This window comes from Niveispirillum lacus (assembly GCF_002251795.1).
GTDB lineage: Bacteria > Pseudomonadota > Alphaproteobacteria > Azospirillales > Azospirillaceae > Niveispirillum > Niveispirillum lacus.
Genome location: NZ_NOXU01000023.1, coordinates 102,478 through 125,443 on the forward strand (window position 1 = coordinate 102,478; position 22,966 = coordinate 125,443).

16 protein-coding genes are annotated in these 22,966 nt (G+C 62.3%); 5 read left to right on the forward strand and 11 right to left on the reverse strand.

Annotated features, from left to right (window positions below; all coding sequences use genetic code 11):
- Nucleotides 1-36: 36 nt before the first annotated feature.
- The 3 genes from CHU95_RS05360 to CHU95_RS05370 are packed head-to-tail and all read right to left on the reverse strand — an operon-like array spanning nt 37 to nt 2,830.
- Nucleotides 37-1,317, reverse strand: a complete 1,281-nt coding sequence (locus CHU95_RS05360; protein WP_094454483.1) for a TRAP transporter large permease — start codon at nt 1,315-1,317, stop codon at nt 37-39.
- Entirely contained in the window at nt 1,317-1,814 is a 498-nt protein-coding gene (locus CHU95_RS05365) for a TRAP transporter small permease (RefSeq protein ID WP_094454485.1), read from the reverse strand. The genes CHU95_RS05360 and CHU95_RS05365 overlap by 1 nt, the downstream gene beginning before the upstream one ends.
- Entirely contained in the window at nt 1,811-2,830 is a 1,020-nt protein-coding gene (locus tag CHU95_RS05370; RefSeq protein WP_094454619.1) for a TRAP transporter substrate-binding protein, read from the reverse strand. Before CHU95_RS05370 ends, CHU95_RS05365 begins: the two co-directional genes overlap by 4 nt.
- A gap of 212 nt (nt 2,831-3,042) precedes the next feature.
- Between CHU95_RS05370 and CHU95_RS05375 the strand changes: the two genes are divergently transcribed.
- The 3 genes from CHU95_RS05375 to CHU95_RS05385 all read left to right on the forward strand — a co-directional run bounded on the left by CHU95_RS05375 (nt 3,043) and on the right by CHU95_RS05385 (nt 6,510).
- Nucleotides 3,043-4,260 carry an ROK family transcriptional regulator gene (locus CHU95_RS05375; RefSeq protein WP_094454487.1) on the forward strand — a complete coding sequence of 406 codons (1,218 nt, stop codon included), beginning with the start codon at nt 3,043-3,045 and terminating at the stop codon, nt 4,258-4,260.
- A gap of 144 nt (nt 4,261-4,404) precedes the next feature.
- Nucleotides 4,405-5,301: an ROK family protein gene (locus tag CHU95_RS05380; protein ID WP_094454489.1), complete on the forward strand. Its 897-nt coding sequence runs from the start codon at nt 4,405-4,407 to the stop codon at nt 5,299-5,301.
- A gap of 15 nt (nt 5,302-5,316) precedes the next feature.
- On the forward strand, nt 5,317-6,510 hold the full coding sequence (locus CHU95_RS05385) for an AGE family epimerase/isomerase (protein WP_207762386.1): 1,194 nt from the start codon (nt 5,317-5,319) through the stop codon (nt 6,508-6,510).
- A 300-nt stretch (nt 6,511-6,810) separates the two neighbouring features.
- Here the strand turns inward: CHU95_RS05385 and CHU95_RS05390 are convergent, their stop codons facing one another.
- Nucleotides 6,811-8,664: a hypothetical protein gene (locus CHU95_RS05390; protein ID WP_094454491.1), complete on the reverse strand. Its 1,854-nt coding sequence runs from the start codon at nt 8,662-8,664 to the stop codon at nt 6,811-6,813.
- A 322-nt stretch (nt 8,665-8,986) separates the two neighbouring features.
- Between CHU95_RS05390 and CHU95_RS05395 the strand changes: the two genes are divergently transcribed.
- A complete protein-coding gene (locus tag CHU95_RS05395; protein ID WP_094454493.1) occupies nt 8,987-9,349 on the forward strand; it encodes a hypothetical protein in 363 nt (120 codons plus the stop codon).
- Between the two features lie 72 nt (nt 9,350-9,421).
- On the opposite strand, the gene CHU95_RS05400 is transcribed toward CHU95_RS05395, so the two are convergent.
- The 7 genes from CHU95_RS05400 to CHU95_RS05430 all read right to left on the reverse strand — a co-directional run bounded on the left by CHU95_RS05400 (nt 9,422) and on the right by CHU95_RS05430 (nt 21,447).
- Nucleotides 9,422-11,104: a glycoside hydrolase family 43 protein gene (locus CHU95_RS05400; protein WP_094454495.1), complete on the reverse strand. Its 1,683-nt coding sequence runs from the start codon at nt 11,102-11,104 to the stop codon at nt 9,422-9,424.
- Nucleotides 11,105-11,178: 74 nt separating this feature from the next.
- Nucleotides 11,179-12,867, reverse strand: coding sequence for a glycoside hydrolase family 43 protein (locus tag CHU95_RS05405; RefSeq protein ID WP_094454497.1), 1,689 nt, complete (start codon nt 12,865-12,867; stop codon nt 11,179-11,181).
- Nucleotides 12,868-13,007: 140 nt separating this feature from the next.
- Nucleotides 13,008-14,666: a GH35 family beta-galactosidase gene (locus CHU95_RS05410; protein WP_094454499.1), complete on the reverse strand. Its 1,659-nt coding sequence runs from the start codon at nt 14,664-14,666 to the stop codon at nt 13,008-13,010.
- 147 nt (nt 14,667-14,813) lie between these two features.
- Nucleotides 14,814-17,900 carry a TonB-dependent receptor gene (locus tag CHU95_RS05415; protein ID WP_094454501.1) on the reverse strand — a complete coding sequence of 1,029 codons (3,087 nt, stop codon included), beginning with the start codon at nt 17,898-17,900 and terminating at the stop codon, nt 14,814-14,816.
- A 146-nt stretch (nt 17,901-18,046) separates the two neighbouring features.
- Nucleotides 18,047-19,321 (reverse strand): MFS transporter, encoded by a 1,275-nt coding sequence (locus CHU95_RS05420; protein WP_094454503.1) that lies wholly within the window; start codon nt 19,319-19,321, stop codon nt 18,047-18,049.
- A gap of 163 nt (nt 19,322-19,484) precedes the next feature.
- On the reverse strand, nt 19,485-20,693 hold the full coding sequence (gene manD, locus CHU95_RS05425) for a D-mannonate dehydratase ManD (RefSeq protein ID WP_094454623.1): 1,209 nt from the start codon (nt 20,691-20,693) through the stop codon (nt 19,485-19,487).
- Nucleotides 20,694-20,721: 28 nt separating this feature from the next.
- Nucleotides 20,722-21,447, reverse strand: a complete 726-nt coding sequence (locus CHU95_RS05430; RefSeq protein WP_245837892.1) for a GntR family transcriptional regulator — start codon at nt 21,445-21,447, stop codon at nt 20,722-20,724.
- Between the two features lie 372 nt (nt 21,448-21,819).
- Between CHU95_RS05430 and CHU95_RS05435 the strand changes: the two genes are divergently transcribed.
- On the forward strand, nt 21,820-22,956 hold the full coding sequence (locus tag CHU95_RS05435) for a Fic family protein (RefSeq protein WP_094454505.1): 1,137 nt from the start codon (nt 21,820-21,822) through the stop codon (nt 22,954-22,956).
- Nucleotides 22,957-22,966: the final 10 nt, after the last annotated feature.

Consider the following 22,966-nt stretch of genomic DNA (forward strand, 5'->3'; position numbering starts at 1 on the left):
CCGCCTTTTAAGGGCTGTTGGTCAAGCCCTGCCCCGTTACTTGAACATCCCCGGCAGGGCCAGCGAGAGGGCCGGCACATAGGTGACCAGCAGCAGCGTGATCAGCAGAGCGACATAGAAGGGGAAAATGGTCTTCACCGCCTGTTCGATCTTGATCTTGGCCACCGCCGCGCCGACGAACAGCACCGATCCCACGGGCGGGGTCACCAGACCAATGCCCAGATTGAGCATCATGATGATGCCGAAATGCACCGGGTCCACCCCGACCTGCATGGCCACCGGCAGCAGGATGGGTGTGGTGATCACGATCAGGGGCGACATGTCCATGAAGGTGCCCAGCAGCAGCAGGGCAATATTGATGATCAACAGCACCAGGATCGGGTTATCGGTCAGGGTGGTGATCAGATTGGCCAGTTGCGCCGGTGCTTCCATGATGGCCAGCGCATAGCCGAAGGCCGTGGCCGCGCCGATGATCATCAGCACCATGGCCGTCACCCGCACCGACTGGGTCACCGCCTCCAGGAACTTGGTCAGACCCAGGGAACGATAGACCAGGGCACCGACCAGGATCGTGTAGACCACGGCGATGGCCGAGGATTCGGTGGGCGTGAAAATGCCCGACAGGATGCCGCCCATGATGATCACGGCCGTCATGATGCCGGGCATGGCATAGATCGCGGCGTTGAACAGGGCGCGGAAACCGGGGAATGTGCCCGTCGGATAGTTCCGCCGCCGCGCCACCAGCCAGGCCGCCAGCCCCAGCAATGTTGCCGCCAGCAGGCCCGGCACCACACCGGCCAGAAACAGGTCGCTGATCGACACACCGATGCCGCTGGCAGCCGAATAGATGATCATATTGTGCGAGGGCGGGATCAGCAGGCCGACAATGGCCGCCGTCACCGTGACATTGACCGCATAATCGCTGTCATAACCCCTTTCGCGCATCAAGGGGATCAAGGTGGAACCCATGGCGCTGGCACTGGCGATGGCCGAGCCGGAAACAGCACCGAACAGGGTGGAGGCACCGACATTGACCAGACCCAGGCCGCCGCGCGCCGGGGCAAAAACGGCACCCGCCACCCGTACAAGCTGTTCGGCAATGCCCGACCGGTACATCAGGTCACCGGCAAAGATGAAGAAGGGGATGGCCATCAGCGAAAACACGCTGATGCCCGAGGCCATACGCTGAAACACCACCACCAGCGGAATGTCGAGGGCCAGAAAACAGGCGATGGCAGAGCCCAGCAGCGCGAAGGCCACCGGCACACCCAGCATCAGCAGCAGAATCAGGGCGATGCCCAGGATTGCGATTTCCATCAGGCCATCTCCTTATCCGCGGCGTTTTTCCCGCCCAGTTCCACCAGGACACGTTCAAATGCGAACAAAACGATCAGGCCGCCCGCCAAGGGCAGGCCCAGATAGGCAAAACCGCGTGACAGGCCCAGCGACGGGATCACGTGGCCCCAGGTGCGGGCCACCAATTCACCCCCCCAATACAGCATGGCGGCACCGATGGCGCCGACCACCAGATCGGCCAGGATGCGCATACCCCGGCGGGCGGTGGGCGGCAGGGCGTCTTCCACCGCCGTGATGCGGATATGGAATCCTTCGCGCACACCCACGGCAGCGGCCAGGGTGACGAACCAGATCATCAAGGTCAGGGCCGCCTGCTCGGACCAGGATGGGCTGGAATTCAGAATAAACCGACCAAACACCTGCCAGGATACGATGGCTGTCATGGCCACCAGGCCCAGCCCGGCCAGCGCGATCAGCAGGTTGGACGCCCATTGTGTGATGATTGCCAGGTTTTTCATCCCGGGACCCCCTGTGTGCCGGCGCTGTCGCCCATCGCTTGAATTTCGGCCACCAGCCGCTTCTGTTCGGGCGAAGTGACAAACCGGTCCCAGACCGGCCGCATCAGGTCGGAGAAGGCCGCGATATCGGCGATCTCATTGACCTTCACCCCACCGGCCAGCAGCTTGGCCGTCGCATCCTCCACCCGCTTGTCCCAGAGGGTGCGCATGAAGGGCACGGATTCGCGCGCCGTCTGTTGCACCAGATCACGGTCGGCCGGCGACAGTTTTTCCCAGCGCGCCATCGACATGACCAGGATTTCCGGGGCCATCACATGCCGGCTCAGGCTGTAGAATGGTGCCGCCTCGAAATGCCGGCCGGTGAAATAGGACGGTTGATTGTTTTCCGCCCCGTCAATCACCCCCTGCACCAGGGCCTGATAGACCTCGCCCACATCCATCGGTGTGGCATCCGCCCCCAGCGCCTTGACCATCGTCACGAACAGGTCGGAATTCTGCACCCGGATCTTCAGACCCTTGAGATCAGCCGGCGTCTGGATGGGGCGCTTGGTGTTGTAGAAACTGCGCTCGCCGCTGTCATAAAAACACAAGCCGACCATGCCGTGGGGCCGCAGACTGTCCAGGATCGCCTGGCCCACCGGCCCGTCCAGGGCCTGACGCATATGCGCGGTAGAGCGGAACAGGAAGGGCAATGACGGGATCACCGTCATCGGCTCGATGGCGGTCAGCGGCGCCAGATTGACCCGGTTCATGTCCAGGCCGCCAAAGGTGGTGATTTCCAGCGTGTCGCGCTCGGCCCCCAACTGTCCGCCGGCATAGACATGGATGCGCAGGCGCCCGCCTGTGCGTGTCTCCAGCAGACGCCCCATCTCATTCACGGCCTGGACCGTCGGATAATCGGAGGGGTGGGTATCGCTGGAGGTCAGAACCCGGCTGCCTTCCCGGTCACAGCCGGATAACAGGACAGCAGCGCCTAACCCCGTCGTCCCCGAAAGGACGGCGCGGCGTGATATCATGTGTTTCATATCCTGCACCTGATCCGCTGTGACGAGGCACAATTGTGCTGCCTCCCCGTCACTTTAGTTCTGTTTATGACTTATGGTAACCGGTATCATAACCAGATGCAATATACCGAACACGGCCAGACACCCCAACCATCCATTGCCCCGATCGGTCTGTCGGCGTATTCCGGAGGCAGCAGCATATTCCCGGAAAGCGGCCTGTCCCGATGCATCCCGATCTCTCGCCCTCTATCCCTGCCGCCGTGGGCGCCAGCCTGTCAGGGACCAACCTGGAACGGGCGGGCGACCATAATCAGCGGGTGACCTTACAGGCCATCCGGGTCGGCGGTCCCATCACGCGCGCCGAACTGGCGGAAATCACCGGCCTGACGGCGCCGGCCATCGCCAATATCACCAAACGCCTCCTGGTCGAGGGGCTGATCGTCGAGGCGGGCCGCCTGCTGGGTCAGCGGGGACAGCCGGCGATGAAGCTGGCCATCAATCCCAATGGCTGCTTTTCCGTCGGGCTGAATATCGACCGTGATCATATCAGCCTGGTGGTGCTGGATCTGGCCGGGCAGGTGCGGGCGCGCGCCACCCGAGAGGTGGATTATGCCCTGCCGGATGAGGTGGCGGAATTCGCCCGCACCGAACTGTCGGCCATTCTGGCCACCGGCACCATTAAGGCCAAGCGGCTGGTCGGGCTGGGCGTGGCCCTGCCCGATGATCTGGGCAAGGTGCATCTGCCACATCAGCCCGACGATTACGCCATCTGGGACCGGACCGACCTGCGGACGCTGTTTTCCGGCCTGCCGCCGCTGCCGGTGCTGGTGGAGAATGATGCCGCCGCCGCCGCCCTGGGCGAAGCACAGTTTGGCCTGGGCCTGCGCCATCCCAGCTTTTTCTACCTGCTGATCAGCCAGGGGCTGGGCGGGGGGTTGGTGCTGGATGGCCAGTATTTCCGCGGGGCGGAGGGGCGCAGCGGCGAGATCGGCTTCCTGCCCGTACGTCCTGCCACCGGCCCGGCCTACAGCCTGCAGGACGCCGTCTCCCTGTCGGCCCTGTTTAACCATATGGCCGCGCGCGGCTACCGGCTGACCCAGCCCGACGATCTTTTGTCGCTGGACAAGGGCGGTCAGGCGGCCTTGGCCGACTGGATCGCCAAGGCGGCAGGCCTGCTGTCGGGGCCCATGCTGTCCATCTCCTGCCTGATCAACCCGCAGGCCGTGTTTGTCGGCGGTCGGCTGCCGGGGCCGGTGGTCGATGACCTGGTGGCGGCGACCAACAGCCGTATGGCCGCCGAATGCGGACAGGTGCCGATCCTGGCCCCGCTGCGCCGGGCCGCGATGGCCGCCGACGCCCCGGCCGTGGGCGCCGCCATCCTGCCTTTCAATCAGCGCCTCCTGCCCGGCCGGTCGGTGCTGATGAAGACCGCCGAAGATTAAGACCGCTACGCAACCGGGCCGATCGGCGGCGGCCAGGCAGGCCATCGCCGCCCGGTATCTGTTTACCCGCGATTAAATAAATCAAATTGTCTATTAGGCTTGCCGCTGCTAGGCTCCCGCCAAAAATCAGGGGGATAGCGGTTCATGGTCAGGATCGGCATTGATTTCGGCGGTACCAAGATCGAGGCGGCGGCCCTGTCGCCGGCGGGGGATTTCCTGTCCCGGCTGCGGGCACCCAATCCTGGCACCTATGACGCTGCCATCACAACGGTGCGCGATCTGGTCGCCCGGACAGAGGCGGATGTGGGCCCGGCGGCCAGTGTCGGACTGGGCGTACCGGGGTCGATAAACCCGGCCACCGGCCTGATGCGCAATGCCAATTCCACCTATTTGAACGGCCGCGACTTCACCGCTGACCTGACGGCGGCCCTGGGCAGGCCCGTGCGGCTGGCCAATGATGCCAACTGCCTGGCCCTGTCCGAGGCGGTGGATGGGGCGGCGGCGGGCTGCCGGGTGGCCTTCGCCATCATCATCGGCACCGGCTGCGGCGGTGGCCTGGTGGTGGATGGCAGGCTGGTCGAAGGGGCGAACGGCATCGGTGGGGAATGGGGCCACATGCCCCTGCCCTGGCCCACCGCTGACGAGGTGCCCGGCCCCGCCTGCTGGTGCGGGCAGTCGGGCTGTCTGGAAACCTGGGTATCGGGTACGGGTCTGCGCCGCGACCATGCCGCAGTGACCGGCAATGACCAGCCCGGCGAATGGATCATCCAGGCCGCGCGGGCCGGCGATGCGGGGGCGGCGGCGGCCCTGGACCGCTATATCCACCGGCTGGGCCGGTCCATGGCGGTGATCAGCAACATTGTCGATCCGGACATGTTCGTGTTAGGTGGCGGCCTGTCGAATGTCGCCGAACTGTATGAACGGCTGGTGCCGGTGATCCGTGCGCATGTGTTCTGTGACACCTGGCGCGCGGGCATCGCACCGGCGCGGTGGGGCGACAGTTCGGGGGTGCGCGGGGCGGCGCGCCTGTGGCAATCCTGACCGGGAACCAACCTGATGACCAACATCCCCTCTTCTTCAGCCCCGCCGATGCCCCCCTTGATGGCCGATATCGTCCAGCGCCGGGACCGGTTGATCGCCTGGGTGCGGCATCATGCCTATCCGCTGTGGTGGGAACAGGGCTATGACCATGCGCGGGGCGGCTTTCATGAAAAGCTGGACCAGACGGGTCGCCCTGTCGACGCCCCCCGCCGGGCACGGGTGCAACCGCGTCAGATTTATTCCTATGCCCTGGCCCCGACCCTGGGCTGGACCGGTCCGGCCCGCGCCATCGTCGAACAGGCCCTGGCCACCTATCTGTCGCGCTACCGGCGCGATGACGGGCTGTTCCGCACCCTGGTGGCGGCGGACGGGTCGGCGCTGGATGACAGCGTCGATCTCTATGACCAGGCCTTTGCCCTGTTCGGCCTGTGCCACGCCGCCCAGGCCCTGGGGGAGCTGTCGGCGTTGCAGCCGGTAGCCGTCAGCCTGCGGGACCGGTTGATGGCCCGCTGTGCGCATCAGGGCGGGTTTGCCAATCTGGACCCCGGCGCCAGCACCTTGCAATCCAACCCCAACATGCATCTGTTCGAGGCATCGCTGGCCTGGGAAGCCGCCGGCGGCGATGCCGGCTGGGCGACCATGGCCGACGGCATTGCCGGTCTGGCCCTGACCCGCTTCATTGACGCCCGAACCGGCGCCCTGCGCGAATTCTTCGACCGCACCTGGCAGCCGGCGCCCGGCCTACCGGGGCGCGTCGTCGAACCCGGCCATCAGTTTGAATGGGCCTGGCTGCTGCTGCGCTGGGGCCAGCTTCGCGGACGGGACGACGCGATCAAGGCGGGCCTGCGCCTGCTGACGATTGCGGAAACCCATGGGGTGGACCCGGCGCGCGGCGTGGGTTTCAACAGCCTGCTGGATGATTTCTCCATCCATGACCACAATGCCCGCCTGTGGCCGCAGACAGAGCGGATCAAGGCCGCCGTCCTGGCCGCCGAGATCACGGGCGACCCCGGCTTCTGGACCGTCGCCACCCAGGGCGCTGACGGCCTGCTGCGCTATCTCGACACCCCGGTCCAGGGCCTGTGGTGGGACAAGCTCTCCCCGGCCGGCATCTTTACCGACGAACCGGCACCGGCCAGCAGCTTCTACCATATTACCTGCGCCATCGCCGAACTGGACCGGGCGGTCACCACCGCCCTGGCAGCCTGAGCCGCAGCGACCGTGCCAGGCCAGCGCCAGCATTCGGAGGGGCAGGGTTCGCCCCTCCGAATGATCCGGACCTGTGAAACAGTGTAAACCGGCAAATCCGCACGGTTTCAGCGGACAATGGCGGCCAGCGCCGAACGCGGGCATGCTGATGCAACAGCGTGCAACAGAAAAACGCGGGGTGTTTCATAGGGGAGAGGCTGGCAGCAGCCACTCCGCCTCCCGGCGGCACGCGGGCGGAACTGTGGTGCCAAGATTGGCATGATAGCACGGGTTGGGGGAAAAGTCAGCCGTTGGGGTGGGTCAAGGCGTCAGCAGTTTTGCCCGCGCGGTCTGAAGACGTAACTCGGCCTCGGCGATTGAGGCCGCCGCCGTCACCCTCGCCAACTCTGCATTCAGGTCATCCATGGGATCGGTGGTTGGGGTGAGCTTATTGGTCGTTTCCTGAATACCGGCAGCCAGCGACAGGGCATCTGCCCGCTGCTTGAGCAGCTTGAGCTTGCGGTCCTCAATCCCCGTCCGTGTGTTCAGCGCTGTATCAGCAAGGCCCTTCAAAGCATTGGCAAACTCAAGCCCGCTTTCCTCCGGCTGTGCAAAAGTGCCGGTGAGCAGCGAACCATCCTCCGCGAATGTGGCCTTCAGCTCCGACTTCTCACCAAAACCGGCACTGAGCGGTAGCGCAAGATACCTTCCCAGTTGAGGTACCGAGATATCGGCGGTGTGAATAACCCGATCCTGCGACAGAACCGATTGCGGCCCGATATTGGCAGTTGTCATGTCTACTTTCAACTTCGCCGGTTCGACGTAAATAATGCCCTCATTCGCATTGATGTGATTTTTCGGGACTTCTGATTCGCAGGTCGCGTCTGACGATGTGCAGTTCGAGTCTGAACTTACTGCTGGAATTGATAATGCTGATTCTCCCGGGTATTTCGGCTTCATATCACGTTCTTTTATTTTTACTTCTGATATTTTCGTGAAGACATTCTCTATCGCGGATTTACTGCTGCATGTTTCATTTAACTGGCTACGGCACGGACGGTTCGAAAGCGAAGGTTCGGCGCGGAGACGTGTATGATTGCCATGTCCATCAATGAAATGACGAGCAAGGAAACTGCCAGGATTGGGGGAAAAAAGAACTATACCACCCGCCAGTAATTCCGGATTAATTTGGCCGCTGTTAAATGCCATATCGGTTTTATTGTTACTTTGAATAACGGAATGGTTAGCCGGAATTGTTTGCTGGCTGTCGTTATTTGGTGTAGGATATTTTATTTCACTATATATTTTAGAACTACCGAGCGGCAGGGTCAACTGTGCATCAATGTCGGATAATTCAGCCGTTACTTTGTCAAGCTGCACTGAGTACTTTTCTTTCTGAACCTTGAGGCTATCTAATTTGGCGGAGTCCGCCTTGGGGTCGGCACCTAGTTTGGCCGCCTCCGCGGTTACATTATCCAATAAACTGATAAGTTCGTTTCGCTTTGCCGCCGCCGCTTTGCGATCAGTGACGAGCGAATAGGTTGCCGGTGTGCAGGCTGCAAAACTTATTCTCTCGGTGATCTTCCTTGGAGCATCCTTCTTGGCATCTTTCTTATCGTCGGCGCTGGCAATTTCCATGAGGGAGCGATCAGACAGGCCGCCAGCGGCACCAAGGACCGCACCCGGAGCGCCTGTGGCAAAAAGGGCGGCTGAACCGAGGGCGGAAGCCACCGCTGCTATGGCCTGCGGCGTCTGGTCAGCCATGGAAGCGTTGATCGATTTCAGCATGCCATTAGGGTGACGCTCCAATGATATCGAGGATGTCTTTAAAAACTGCTGCAGCTCCCGGTAATCAATCAGGATTGTCTGATGAGCGACTTGTGTGGCCGACAAAGAGCCACCGACAACAAACTTGATCTCTGTAACCGGCTTGACCCCCTTCGGTTCGATTTGGGCAAGTACCTTCTCCAGCTCTGTATCCACCGCACAGTCGCGGATGGTTACATAAGCGGTCGGCCTGATCACAGCGGCCGGCAGATTATAAATAAATCCGGCGGGAACGGCATTTATATTGGTAGATGACGGTCCGTTCTTCAACTCCGACACCGTAAGTGATGTCTCACATCCAGTCAGGAGAACGGCACAGAACGGGAGGAGCATTGCCATTCGTTTCATTCTACCTTCTCCTTTATCTAGAGTGGCTTCCTGTGACCTAAGGTGCGTGATTTGATTTTATGCACTGCGAAGGCGCATGCATTATGGTTAACGGCGATTAAGAAATATGCCTTGTGTGAGCAAAAATGGAAATAGGAATCATTCTAATCGGCGCTTATGACCAATCACTACGTCATTGGTTGATTGCTGATCAGCATAAACCCCAAAGAGATGATCGGCATAGCGATCAGGCGACCATGGGTCATAGGAATTAATTCTTTACACCCGCCCTGCCCCGCGCCCATACTCCAGCATCGCCCATCACCCGGTCAGGAGCCCCCCCATGGATGCGTTCAGTACGGATACCCTGACAGGGGCGGGCATGGGATTGGCGGCGGCGGGGGCGCTGGCGGGGCTGCGCTGGTTGGTCATGGGTAAGGCGCGGGAGATTGACGGGCTGCCGGCACAGGTGCAGGCGCTGCGCCTGGATCTGGTGCGCACAGGCGCCCGGTTGGACCGGGCCGAGGCCGATATCGCCAATGACAAGGCCGGGCGGCGGGCCTTTGGCACCGTGGAAATCCTGGTCAGCAAGATCAGCGCCGATATCGGCCATCTGTCGGCTGACCTGCAAAAACTGTCCGACCGGCATGAACGCGGCAATCAGGAGATCTGGGCCGCCATCGACCGGATGCGCGGGGCGGGATAATGCCCGCCCTCCACCGTTCCCCCCTGCCCCGGCCTTGCCCAGGCCTGGAAAGGGGGGAAACGGTGGCGGTGCTCACCGTGCGCGGCTGGCAAAGGGGCCGACCATGACCCCGATAAAACCGCCGGCCTTCTTGGTGGACAGGATGGTGCCGTCGGCACCGGTCAGCACACGCTGCCAGTCGGCCCCGTCGGCGGCCACGTCGAAATCATAGTCCCCGCCGCGCGCCGTGATGCGCAGGCGATAGGAGGCGGCGGCCTTGACCGGTGCGCTGCCCAGCACCTTGCCATCGGCAGGGACATCCTTGCCTGCACGCGCCGCCACGCGGGCCAGCAATTGCCCGCCCTCCTTCTCGATGGTGAAGCGCATCCAGTTTTCATCACTCTGCACCGCGGCCAGACCGGCGCGGTCGCCGGCCCGGCCGGGGGTGAAGACCAGTTCGGTGGTGATGGTGGCATTGTGATGCTGTTGACGCCGCGCCCAGAAGGCGGGGTTGCCATAATCGGACAGGCCGACCGGTTGCAAGGTCAAGGTCAGCGCCCCGTCAGACAGCCGATACCAGTCCCCTTTGGGATTGCGCGCCATCATCCAATAGGGGGGCAGCCTGTCGCCATCAAACTCGTCGCGCACCTGGAAGGCACCCGTGGTCGGCACCTTGGGTACCGGTTGCGGCGGCAGGTCGGGTTTGGCATGGGTCAGGGGAATGGCCTGGCCCGGCTCTGTCATACGCGGCCAGCCATCGACCCAGCGCACGGGCATCAGGAAGGTTTCCCGTCCGGTATTGTACAGATCATCGCCATAGGGGCGGATGGCCAGGAAGGTGGCCCACCATTCACCCTTGGGGGTGACGACAAAATCGGCATGGCCGGCAGAGGTGATGGGGAAGGGCCGGGCCGGGTCCAAATCACGCTGCGTCAGGATCGGGTTGGACGGGGCGGGGGTGAAGGGGCCCATGGGGCTGGTGCCGCGCAGCACCACCTGCGAATGGTTGATGGCCGTCCCGCCTTCGGCACAGATCAGGTAATAATACCCATCCTTTTTGAAGATATGCGGGCCTTCGATCCAGATCGGCTTGGTCGAGAGATCCACACCACCATTGACCAGCACCTTGCGCGGGCCGATGGTTTTCATGCTTTTCAGGTCCAGTTCCTGCACCCAGATGGCGCGGTGCCCCTCATAAAGCGGCTGACCCTCCGGCGGGCCATTATTGAGGATATAGGTGCGGCCATCCTCATCGAAAAAGATCGACGGGTCGATGCCACCCACCAGATCGGGCAGCCAGACCGGGTTCGACCAGGGGCCCTTCGGGTCCTTGGCGGTGATGATAAAATTGCCGCCGCAATCAACACAGGTGTTCAGGATGTAAAAGGTGCCGTCATGATAATCAATGGCCGGGGCAAACACGCCGCGCGACAGGCCCAGCGCCTTAAAATCCAACTGGTCCGGGCGGTCGATGGCATTGCCGATCTGGGTCCAGTTCACCAGATCGCGGGAATGGAACACGGGGATGCCGGGGAACCAGGAAAAGGTTGAGGTGACCAGGTAATAATCCTCCCCTACCCGCGTGATGGAAGGGTCAGGATAAAAACCGTTCAGGATGGGATTGCGATACTCACCAGGTTTCGCCGTCACCACCGCGTCGGACGGGTCCGCCCCCTGATATTCCAGCCAGTTGAACCGCGCCGTCTCGGCGGCCAGGGCGACCGGTGCTGAAAACAGACCCATGGTTAGAGCCAGGGCCGCCATCCATCCACGCATGTTTCCTCCTGCTTTCTGGTTTTTGAATGACGCCGCCGGTCAGGGCGGAGCGGTTGCCCCGCCCTGACCGACCTTCACCGCCCCGCCTCCGCATAGGGGCCCACCAGCACACCCATAAAGCCGCGCGCGATGGCCGTGGACAGGATGGTGCCGTCGGCATCGGTCAGGACCGGTTTCCATCCATCCTGACCCGTGCCCACCGCAAAATCATAGGAACCGCCCCGCGCCGTGACGCGCAGGCGCAGCGGCCCCTCGCCGGGAACCGGTTGCCGGGCCAGGATACGGCCGGGCTTGGGGTCATTCTCCCCGGCGCGGACGGCAACAACCAGGGTGCGCACACCGTCCAGCCGCTCCACCGTATAGCGGAACCAGGATTCGTCATTCTGCACGACAGCCAGACCCGCCCGCTCACCGGGCCGGTCGGGGGTGAAGGACAGTTCGGTGGTGAAGCTGGCGTCCCGGTGCTGCTGCCGACGGGCCCACAGGCTGGGGCTGGCGCGGTCGGACAGGGTCACGGCCTGGGGCGTCAGGACCAGTGCCCCTTCCGACAGGCGCCACCAGGCCCCGTCCAGCCGGCGCGGCGTCATCCAGTAAAGCGGCAGGGTCGGGCCTTCAAACTCGTCCCGGATGGTGAACGGGCCGGCGGTGGGAATGGCGGCCGGCGGCTGGGCCGGCAGGTCGGGTTTCAGATGCTGGCGTGGAATGGCCGTGCCGGGGGGCAGGATGCGCGGCCAGCCATCCACCCAGCGCACGGGCAGCAGGAAGGTCTCCCGCCCGGTATTGAACATTTCCCCCCCGGCATAGGGGCGCACGGCCAGGAACACCGCCCACCAGTCACCCTTCTGCGTTTCCACCAGATCGGCATGACCCGCCGCTTCGATCGGGTTGGGGCGCTTGGGGTCCAGGTCGCGCTGCGTCAGGATCGGGTTGGTGGGGCCGGGCGTATAGGGACCGGTGGGGGTGGGGGCGCGCCAGATCATCTGGGCATGGCTGGTGCCGGTCCCGCCTTCCGCCGCAGTCAGGTAATAAAAACCGTCCTTTTTATAAAGATGCGGACCCTCGACATAACCGGGTTTGGTGCTGATATCGACACCCCCATTGACGATCATCGTGCGCGGGCCGATGGTCTTCAGGTTCTTGGCGTCAAATTCCTGAATCCAGATGGCACGATGCCCGTCATAGGCCTCCTTGTCGCCTTCCGGCAGGTCATTGTTCAAGATCCAGGCGCGGCCATCCTCATCAAAGAACAAGGACGGGTCGATGCCATCGCGCAGGTCGGGCAGCCAGACCGGGTCGGACCAGGGACCGGCCGGGTCCTTGGCCGTCACCACAAAGTTCCCGCCGCTGTAGAAGCTGGTATTGACGATGTAGAACAGGCCTTCATGGTAACTGATTGCCGGGGCAAACAGCCCGCCCGTCAGACCACCCTGGCCGAAATTCATCAGTCCGGGCCGGGCGATGGCGTTGGAAATCTGGGTCCAGTTGACCAGATCGCGGGAATGAAACACCGGCAGACCGGGCAGCCAGCCAAAGCTGGAATTGACCAGATAATAATCCTCGCCCACCCGCGTGACCGACGGGTCGGGATAGAAACCCGCAATGATGGGATTGCGATACGCATTGGCCGCAACCGTCTTGGGGTCCGCCGGGTCTGAACCCCGATATTCGAACCAGTCAAACCGCGCCTCGCCCGCATATCCGACGCCGGATGTGCCCAGCACTAACCCCACCGCCAGCAGCGATGCCCATCGACCCAACCGCATGTTTCCTCCGCTTACGCCAAACGTTTTCGGCAGTTTTTCGTTCCGATATTTTGTTAGCGTTATCATGTGGAAACCGAGCTGCGCTGTCCAGGGTTTTGACAAGGCTGTCAGGTCCCTGCCACAACCGGACCGGCACAGGGTCAATCGTAGCGGTACAGCGTCACCTTCTGCACACCATAGGCGTTGGGCGGCAGGCGCACATGCCGGCCCTGATGGGTCTGGTCACCATTCATCAGGCGTCCGGGCACCCATCGTCCCTTTTCGAACCGCCCTTCCCAGGCACTGTCGATCCCGGCCACGGCGGGGCCGGGCGTGGCGGTGTCAAAGGTGACGGTGATGCCGGACCCGGCGATATAGAATTCTTCACGACCGGTCTGGATGATGATGCCGCCATGGCTGCGGGTATTCTGTTCGGCCTTGGGCGTCCAGGGATCGACATAGCTGACCGTGAATTTATAATCGCCCAGCACCACGGTTTCCGGCGCCTCCAGCACCGTGTTGTCAAACAGGATATTGGGGCGGAACCCCGCCATCCGCCCGGTGCCGCGGGCCGACAGGATCAGGGGGCTGATCTGGCGCAGCAGACCATAAAGCCCCGCCAATTGTTCCTTCTGTGCGCCCGTGATGCTTTCAATGGCAAAGGGGCTGAAGCCGATGGCCTGCAACGCGCCAAAAGAATGAAAGGCATCGCCCGCCGTTTCCGGCCGCCCGGCATTATTGGCCTCCGGTATGAACAGCACATTGTCGGGCCGCACAAAGCGGCTGGTCAGTTCCCGGAAATTCGGGAAATAGAGATCGGGCGACAGCATGTCGATCGACGGCGCCCCCACTTTCCATACATCAAGCAGATGCGGTACCGGCCCGCCGCTGGGATACTCCCCCGGCTCCCGGCCCGGCCGGTTCAGGGCGGCGTTGACAAACATGGGCAGCGTGTATTGTGCCTTGCCCGCCGCCGTCACCGCCTCGGCATATTGGGCAAAATGCCAGGCGGTGAAGACTTCCTGTCCCCAGGTGCTGGTGCCAAACACCTCGGCCCAGGTGCCGGACATCCGGGCCCCGTTCACCTCCCACAAGCGCCGCAGTTCCGGTTCCAGCCGGTCGCGGTGGGCCGCCAGATGCTGCATCAACCGGTCCGGCACCGGCCCGGCATAGGCGGCATTGGCAAGGGGTGAATGATCGCGGGCCAGCGGCAGCATGCCGATCTCATTTTCCACCTGCACCATGATCACCGTGTGCTGGTCACCATCCAGCTTTTTCAGATGCGCCATCATGGCGGCAAAGGCCTTGGCGTCGGCATCGCGGTTGGCCGGGCTGAACGGCGACAGGATTTCCACCCCCCGGCCCGACGGCAGGGCCACCCGCGGAAACCGCTGCTGATCCCGCTTCACCCAGGACGGTACATAAGAGGACATGGAGTTTTTCCACGCCCCGAACCACAGCAGCACCAGCCGTTGGTTGGCCGCCCGCGCATCGCGGATCAAACCGTCCAGGATGGCAAAGTCAAACCGGCCCTCCACCGGCTCCACCATCTCCCAGGAGACCGGGGCCAGCACGGTGTTCATGTTCAATTCATTGAACAATTTCCAATGGGGGCGCAGATAATCCAGGCTGGACGCCGTGGAATTGCCCAGTTCCCCGCCAATGATCAAAAAGGGCTGATCATCGACAATCAATTGCTGCGTCGTGCCCTGCGGCACCAGATGCGGCAGGGATTTGGCCGCCGCCGAAACAGGCGCGGTCAGATGCAGAGATGTGACCGCTAACAATGGCGCCAACAGGGTTTTGAACCGCACTGCCATGGCATTTCCTCATTCTGCTGCTTATTTTGATTAGTAATACTATTTGCCCCATTCATCGGGACTGTCAAACAAAAGAAGCGGCCCGCCGAAACGGGCCGCAAGGAGGGTCGGCGTCGGGGAGACAGGCCGACCCGTCACAAGGCAACCTTAGAACCGCCCGCGCAGCCCGACCATAAAGGTCCGACCGGGAGTGTAGGAGGAAAAGGTTGCATTCTCGAACTGGAAATAGCTGCGCTGCTTGGCGTTGGTCAGGTTCGTCACGTCGAACGTGATCTGCGGCAGGCCCTTGTAACCGGTCAGCTCATCCAGGTCATAGCTGGAGGCAAAATCCCACTGCCGGTAATCGTCACTGAACAGGGCAGCGGCGGCGATGCCATTCTGGTTCGCCCCGCTGGATTGCGAGCCCTTGGTGAAGGTCTGGGAGATGCGGGCCGAGATACCGTGCTGTTCATAATAGGCGGTGAAGTTATAGGTATATTCCGCCACACCGATGGCCACGGCGGGGGCCGCACCCTTGCCCTTCTGGTCGATGATGGTGGCATTGGCGATGAAGCCCAGGCCGGGGACATAATCTTCCAGCAGGAAGTCCAGCGGCTGCACCCAGTTCAGCTCCAGACCATTGACGGTCAGCCGGCCTTCGGCATTGACCTGCTGGGTCAGTACCACGGTGGCCGCACTGGCCCCGCCACGGGCATTGATGGCGGCCTGCTGGGTCGGTGTCAGGCTGTCAAACGTCACGCCATAGGCCGCCAGGGCGCTGAACGGCACGGTGTTGGAGCCATTGACGGTGAAGCCGGTGATCGCCTTGCGGAACACGGCCACCCCGACATAACCCTCACGCCCCGTGTAATATTCAAAGCCGAGGTCGATATTGTCGGCGATATAGGGGGCCAGGGCGGAATTGCCCACCGACCCGATATCGGCGGACGGGTTGGAGAAGTTGAGACCCGGCAACTGGGCATTGGGATCGGGCCGTGTCATGGTCCGGGACAGCGATGCCCGGACCACGGCATCATCCGCCACGCTGTAAGCGGCCGATGCCGATGGCAGCCAATTGTCATACTGGTTCTTGATATAGACAAAGTTGGTGACGTTGGGATAGCGCCCGCCATCCGCCGGGGCGGCACCCGTGGCCGGTGTGTTGCGCGGGTCGGGCAGGCTGACGCGGCCGCCCACCTTCTGGTCCGTCTGGACCCAGCGCAGGCCGACATTAAAGCGCAGATCGCGGCCACCAACCTGTTGATTGCCATTCACCTGGGCATAGGCACCCAAGGTTTCTTCCCCGATGAAGCCGCCGGACGCGCCGGTGTTGGATGATCCGGCCTCGGGCGACGCATCGTGGAACTGCGCATATTTGCTGTCGACCCGGAACTTGTCCCAATCGGCGATGACATACCCGTTGGAACTGGGACGCAGATAATTGACCACGCTGCTGTTGGGGATCAGAGACCCGGCATAGGTGACAGGGCCGGTCCTGCCCGCCGTAAAGCCGGTGCCATAGCCCGGATAGGTAGGATAGCCCGCAGGTGCCGCCCCCGGCTGGTTCAGCCCGGCGCAGGGCGGCTGGGTGTTCGGGGAGGGCACGAACACCGACGGGTTGTTGCCGCAGACGGCATTCTGCCAGGCCTGGGTATTGTCATAGGCGCGGATACGCCGGGTCACATCATCCCAGGCGCCGCCAACCTTCAGGTTCAATTGATCATCACCCCAGGTGATATTGCCCCGCGCGCCCATGGTTTCGGTCCAGCGGCGTTCATCCTGCATATTGACGCGGCCACCGGGCCAACCAAACTTGGTCGGGTCGTTCAGGTCGATATTGGGGGTGATGCTGGGGATCCCCCCCTCATTCTTATAGGTGACGGTCACGCCGGAACTGGCAGGCGTGATCACCAGGAAGGTCGGCGATTCACGATGGAACACCGACTTGGTGTAATTGGCCTGGACATCGACCTTCAGATTGTCGGTGATCTGGTAATCCAAGCCGGGATTGACGCCGTAGAAATCCAGATCTTCAATGAACGGGCGATGTTCCATGAAGAATTGGGCATTGGCAAAGGTACCCTCTGTTACCACACAGCCCGCCGAACAATCGGTGCGGTCGACCTTCATATTGATGGGAATGGCGGCGCCATTACGGCCAACCCAATTCATATCAATATACTGAAGATTGTTTTCCTTCCGGCCATACATGCCATCCAGATAGAAATGCAGATCGTCGGTGGCCTGCAGCTCAAACGAGGCGATGGCGTTATAGCGGTCGCGGGTGCCGAAAATCTCCGCCGGGCGGCCCAGGCGCGGGATGATGGCATTGTCCAGTTGCTGGATCGTCAGGCCGGGGTTCAGCGCCAGCAGGGCGGCGCGGTCCAGCGTCGCGCCCGTGGTCAGGCCATTACCGGCATTGGCCGGCACGGTGCCAGGGATGGTCCAGTTGCCGCCACCCGTGGTGTTACAGCCAGTCGTGGCACCGCATTGTGCCGCCGTCAGGTTGGCATTGGTCCAGCCCACGGTTTCAAAGCCGGGGGTGCTGACCTGATTGCGCACAGCGGCCACGCCGAACAGGGCCCCGAAATCACCCCAGGTGTTGCTGGCCAGGACCGACCCGCGACCGCCCCATTTGTCGGTATTGCTGTTCTTCGTCGTCTGCGCGGAATAGCTGACGCGGGCACCGCTGCTGTCAAAGGGGCGGGCGCTGCGCATATCGACCGTACCGGCGGCCCCCCCCTCCACCATGTCCGATGTCGGGCTTTTCGACACGGTCAGCTTGGTAAACAGCTCGGTCGGGAAAATGTCCAGATCGACCTCGCGGTTGGTGTTCTGCGAGCCGGTGCGGCCCGTTGAGGCCACGGCCACCGGGGCCCCGTTCAACAGCACGCGGGTGAAATTGGTGCCCAGGCCCCGGATGGCGACATTGATCCCCTCGCCCGACACTTCACGGCTGATGGTGACGCCGGGGACACGGTTGAAGCTTTCAGCGATGTTGGTGTCGGGGAACTTGCCAATATCCTCGGCAAAGATGCTGTCCTGAAAGCCCGTCGCGGCCCGCTTGGCATTGGTGGAATTGGCCAGGCTGGACCGAAAGCCGGTCACCACAATCTCTTCCAGCGTGTCACCGGCACCGCCACCGGTGACGGTCTGCGCATGGGCCGGCAGAAAGGCACCCGCCGTCAGGCAGGTGGCCATCAACAGCAGGGCTTTGTTGGATAGAACGGCAAAACGCGATGGGCGTGAACGCATGATACTTCCCTCCCTCAGGGTTGGCCGCTCCTTGGCGGCATTGGTTGACAGAGAGGCGCGGCATCATCCGGTTGATACCGCTACCATTTCCGGTCACAGCCGCACCCGCTGGGGGTGATGGCGTGCAACCGGTAAAACCGGACGGGTTACGGCCCGTCGCTGGTCTGGATTGCCGCCGGCGCCAGCCGGGGTGACAAGAGATGCAAGAACAGCAGCGCCAGCGGATAGGCCCCCGCCGCGACCAGCAGGATCGGCGTGTAGCTGCCGGTACTGTCCAAAATCCAGCCGGTGAATTTCGACATCAGCATGCCGCCCACGGCCCCGGCCATGCCGCCAATGCCCACAACCGAAGCCACGGCAGCGCGGGGGAAAAGATCGGATGGCAGGGTCAGCAGATTGGCGGAAAAACCCTGATGCCCGGCCGTGGCCAGCCCCAGGATCAGCACTGCCACCCACAGGTCGGCGGCGGCGGTGGCAAACACCACCGGCAGGACACAGGCCGCACAGGCCAGCATGGCCAGCTTGCGCGACCGGTTCAGGGACGTGCCGCCCCGTATCAGGCGCGATGACAGCCAGCCGCCGGCCACCGACCCGACATCCGACAGGATATAGATGGCCACCAGCGGCGGCCCGAACCCTTTCAGGTCGAGCCCATAGGTGCGGTGCAGGAAGTCGGGCAGCCAGAACAGGAACAGCCACCAGACCGGATCGGTCAGGAACTTGGCCAGGGCATAGGCCCAGGTTTCCCGCCGCGCCATCAATTGGCCCCAACCGATCCGGCCCGTCACCGGCGGTTCCGCATCGGACCGGATATGGGCCAGTTCTTCCGCCGTGACGGTCGGGTGGGTCTCCGGCGTGCGGTAAAAGGCCAGCCAGGCCGCCAGCCAGGCAAAGGATAGCACGCCCGTGACCACAAACGCCGCCTGCCATCCCCAGGCCAGGGTGATGACCGGGACGATCAAGGGGGTGATGATGGCGCCGATATTGGCCCCGGCATTAAACACACCCACCGCCAGCGCCCGTTCTTTCTTGGGGAACCAGTCGGCAACGGCCTTCAGACCCGCCGGAAAATTGCCGGCCTCACCAGCGCCGAGGAACAGCCGTGCCAGCATGAACTGGGTCAAGGTGGAGGCCGCCGCATGGGCGATATGGGCGAGGTTCCACACCGTGAACGCCAGCGCATAGCCCCAGCGGGCGCCGATAATGTCGATGAAGCGGCCAAACAGCAGGTAACAGACCGCATAGGCCGCCTGAAACACAAAAACGATGTCGGCGTAATCGGTCTCCGTCCAGCCAAACTCCACCGACAGGGTCGGCTTCAACAGGCCCAGCATCTGCCGGTCGACATAATTGATCACCGTGGCCGTGAACAGCAGCGCCACAACGATCCAACGTCGGCCAAGGCGGGAAGGGGCGGGCATCGCAGACGGGTTCCTTCAGGCAAAGACGGGGTGTTCACCGGCGCCGGGCGCGCGCGGTGGGGAAAACGGATACGGCTCTCAGAAGCCCCAAATCCTCGGCTGATGTTCGTCATCCCGGCGAAAGCCGGGCGGACAGAAGATAAACGAAGGGGGCGGTCCTAACTCACCAGTTCCACATGCTGCCATCCCGCAGTCTTGCGACCGGCAGATAGGCTTGCGTGTAGGGGTATTTCTTCGCCAGTTCCTCGTCGATATCCACCCCATGGCCGGGGGCTTCGCCGGGATGCAGATAGCCATCCTTGAAGCTGTAGGCATGGGGGAACACCGCGTCGGTTTCCGCGTTGTGCATCATGTATTCCTGAACACCGAAATTCGGCACCCAGCTATCAAAGTGCAGGGCCGCCCCCATGCAGACCGGCGACAGGTCGGTGGCGCCATGACAGCCGGTACGCACCTGATACAGTTCCGCCAGGGCTGCGATGCGGCGCAGATGGGTGATGCCGCCGGCATGCACAAGGGTGGCGCGGATATAGTCGATCAACTGGTTCTGGATCAGTTCGCGGCAATCATGGATGGAATTGAACACTTCCCCCACGGCCAGCGGCGTCACGGTATGCTGGCGGATCAGGCGGAACGCCTCCTGATTTTCCGCCGGTGTCGGGTCCTCCATCCAGAACAGGCGATAGGGTTCCAGCGACTTGCCCAGACGCGCCGCCTCAATCGGGGTCAGGCGGTGATGCACATCATGCAGCAGGTGCAGGTCCCAGCCGAACCGGTCGCGCACCGCCTCGAACAGTTTGGGGGCATAGTCCAGATAGGGTTCGGTGGCCCACAGCGTCTCCTCCGGCACCGGGGCGCGGATCGCCGGCTCATAGGCTTCACCCGACTGGACACCATAGACCTTGTCCAGACCGGGGACGCCGGTCTGCACCCGGATGGCCTTGAACCCCAGCGCCTGATAATGGGCCACACGGTCCAGCGCTTCGGGAATGTCGCGGCCATTGGCATGGGCATAGACCATGACACCGTCACGGCTTTTCCCGCCCAGAAGCTGGTACAGCGGCATGTTCGCCGCCTTGGCCTTGATATCCCACAGCGCCATGTCCACGGCGGCGATGGCCGACATGGTGACCGGTCCCCGACGCCAATAGGCACCCTTGTACAGATACTGCCAGATATCCTCGATCCGGTGCGGGTCGCGGCCGATCAGGCAGGGAATGACATGATCGGTCAGATAGGATTCCACCGCCAGTTCGCGCCCGTTCAGGGTCGCGTCACCGATGCCATAGACACCTTCATCCGTGACGATCTTCAGCGTCACGAAGTTGCGTCCCGGCGAGGTGACGATGCAATAGGCGTTGGTTATGCGCATCAGCGGCGGCTCCCCCGGCCCCCCACCCTCAGGGCGGGTCCGGAATGTCATGGTTAAACAGGGCGGGAAACCGTTTCTCCAGCTCGGGCAGCGAAGACAGGATTTCCCGCAGATGCAGGCTCATCGCGGCCTGCGCCGCAGCGGCATCATGGGCGGCGATGGCATCCACGATGGATGTATGTTGTGTCACCAGCCGCGGCAGCGGCGTGGCATCGGGCATGGACAGATACCGCGCCCGGTCCATCTGGGCCTTGGTTTCTTCCACCACCCGCCAGGCATAATCACAGCCCACCGACAGGGCGATGGATCGGTGGAATGCCTCGTCCAGTTCCATAAAGCGGCCATGGTCACGCGCGTCGATGGCGTGGGCCTGCTGCTTCAGGTTGGCGCGGAATTCCTCGATCTGGGCCGCCGTGGCTTCGGCCGCCGCGCGGGCAACCACCGCCACCTCTACCGCCTCGCGCACGAACCGGGCGTCGAACACCTGGCGGACCGAGATTTTGACAATAAAGGACCCGCGCTGCGGCTTGATCTGCAACAGACCGGCATCCGCCAGCTTGATGAAGGCCTCGCGCACCGGCTGCCGGCTGACGCCAAGCTGGTCGGCAATATCCTGTTCCGACAGGGCCTGTCCCGGCAGGAACACCATGCGGACAATGGCACGGCGCAATTCCCGGAAGACGCGGCGCGCCACCGGCTCATTGCTGTCCATATCAATCGGCCGTAGGCCGGGCCTTTCCTGGTCCCGTTCCACCCGTTTCACTCCCTGACATTTATCCCGACCCCCGGTCCCTGTATCCAGGCGGGGTATCGGCGGCAATCATAACAACACCGTTGCCGTTACCATTCATGTATACTACCATACCAGTTAGGGTCAAGCAGGAATGTTAGCGGTAAAATCAATCAAACACCGCGCCCTGCCCCGGCGGTCAGGCTGGCTCGCCGGGTGTTTGTGTATCGAAAGTCGGGATTTTTGATACACAAGCTGTCTTGCCTATCGTTTTCGATAGAGAAGATTGTTTGTCTATCATATTCTATCATTTTTGATAGACAAGCCGCGCGACCTGTCGGTCAGTCTGCGATTGAGCAGACGGATGGCGCGGCATGGATGGACCGGATGACTGGAATGAAGACCCCGAACGGATATGATCTGGGTGAAGCGGTTCAGTATCATTACGGCAAGTTTCCACCGGTGATCGGCGACTATGCGCGGATCGTGAAGCCACTGACGCGCGCAACAGCAGCACTGGCGCGGTATGACCAGATGCTCAAAAGCCTGCATAACAATGATATCCTGCTGGCACCGTTACGGAGCCAGGAAGCCGTCATCTCGTCACGCATGGAAGGGACAGTCAGTACGCTGGACGAGGTCCTGCGCATCGAAGCTGAATTTGACGAGGCGGCGGACGAAGCCCATGGCAATGCGCGAAGTGAAGCGGTCGAGGTCTATCTCTACAGCCGTGCCATGGCCTTGGCGCAAAAAAGCATCCAGGAAGGCGCGCCGATCTCCAACTGGCTGATCCGGTCGGCACATCGGGTGTTGCTGGGCTTCGGTCGGGGGGCCCATCAATCGCCGGGAGAATTCAAGACGGAACAGAATTATCTGGCTGACCGGTTGCACAGACAGATCCTGTTCGTACCGATCAGCCCGGAATTCCTCAATGATGGAATGGAGGCATTGTTCCGGTATATGGCCGATGACGATCAGGAAATCCTGATCCGAACCGCGCTTGCCCATCTGGAATTTGAAGCCCTGCACCCGTTCAAGGATGGTAATGGGCGTATCGGCCGCATGCTGATTCCCTTGATGCTCTGGAAGGCCGGAACCATCAGCGAGCCTTATTTCTACGTCAGCGACTATTTCGAACGGAACAAGGACGAATATATCGACCGGATGCGGGCAGCATCGGCATCGGGCGCCTGGGATGACTGGGTGCTGTTCTTTCTTTCTGCCCTTGAGGCCCAGGCACGGCAAAATCTCGAAACGGCGGAGAAGATCGCCAGCCTTTACGAGGAGATGAAGGAACGGTTCCGGGACATCCTGTACTCCAAATGGACCATCAGCGCCCTGGACTTCATCTTCACCCGTCCCGTGTTTCGCAACAGCAGTTTCACCAGCCGGTCTGGAATACCGGGTCCGACCGCACACAAATTTACCCGCAGCCTCGTCGACGCCGGCCTGCTGAGAACGCTGGAGGCTGCTTCAGGCCGCCGTCCCGCCCTCTACGCCTTCGAACCGCTTCTGGAACTGGTCCGGTCATAGGTCGCAACAA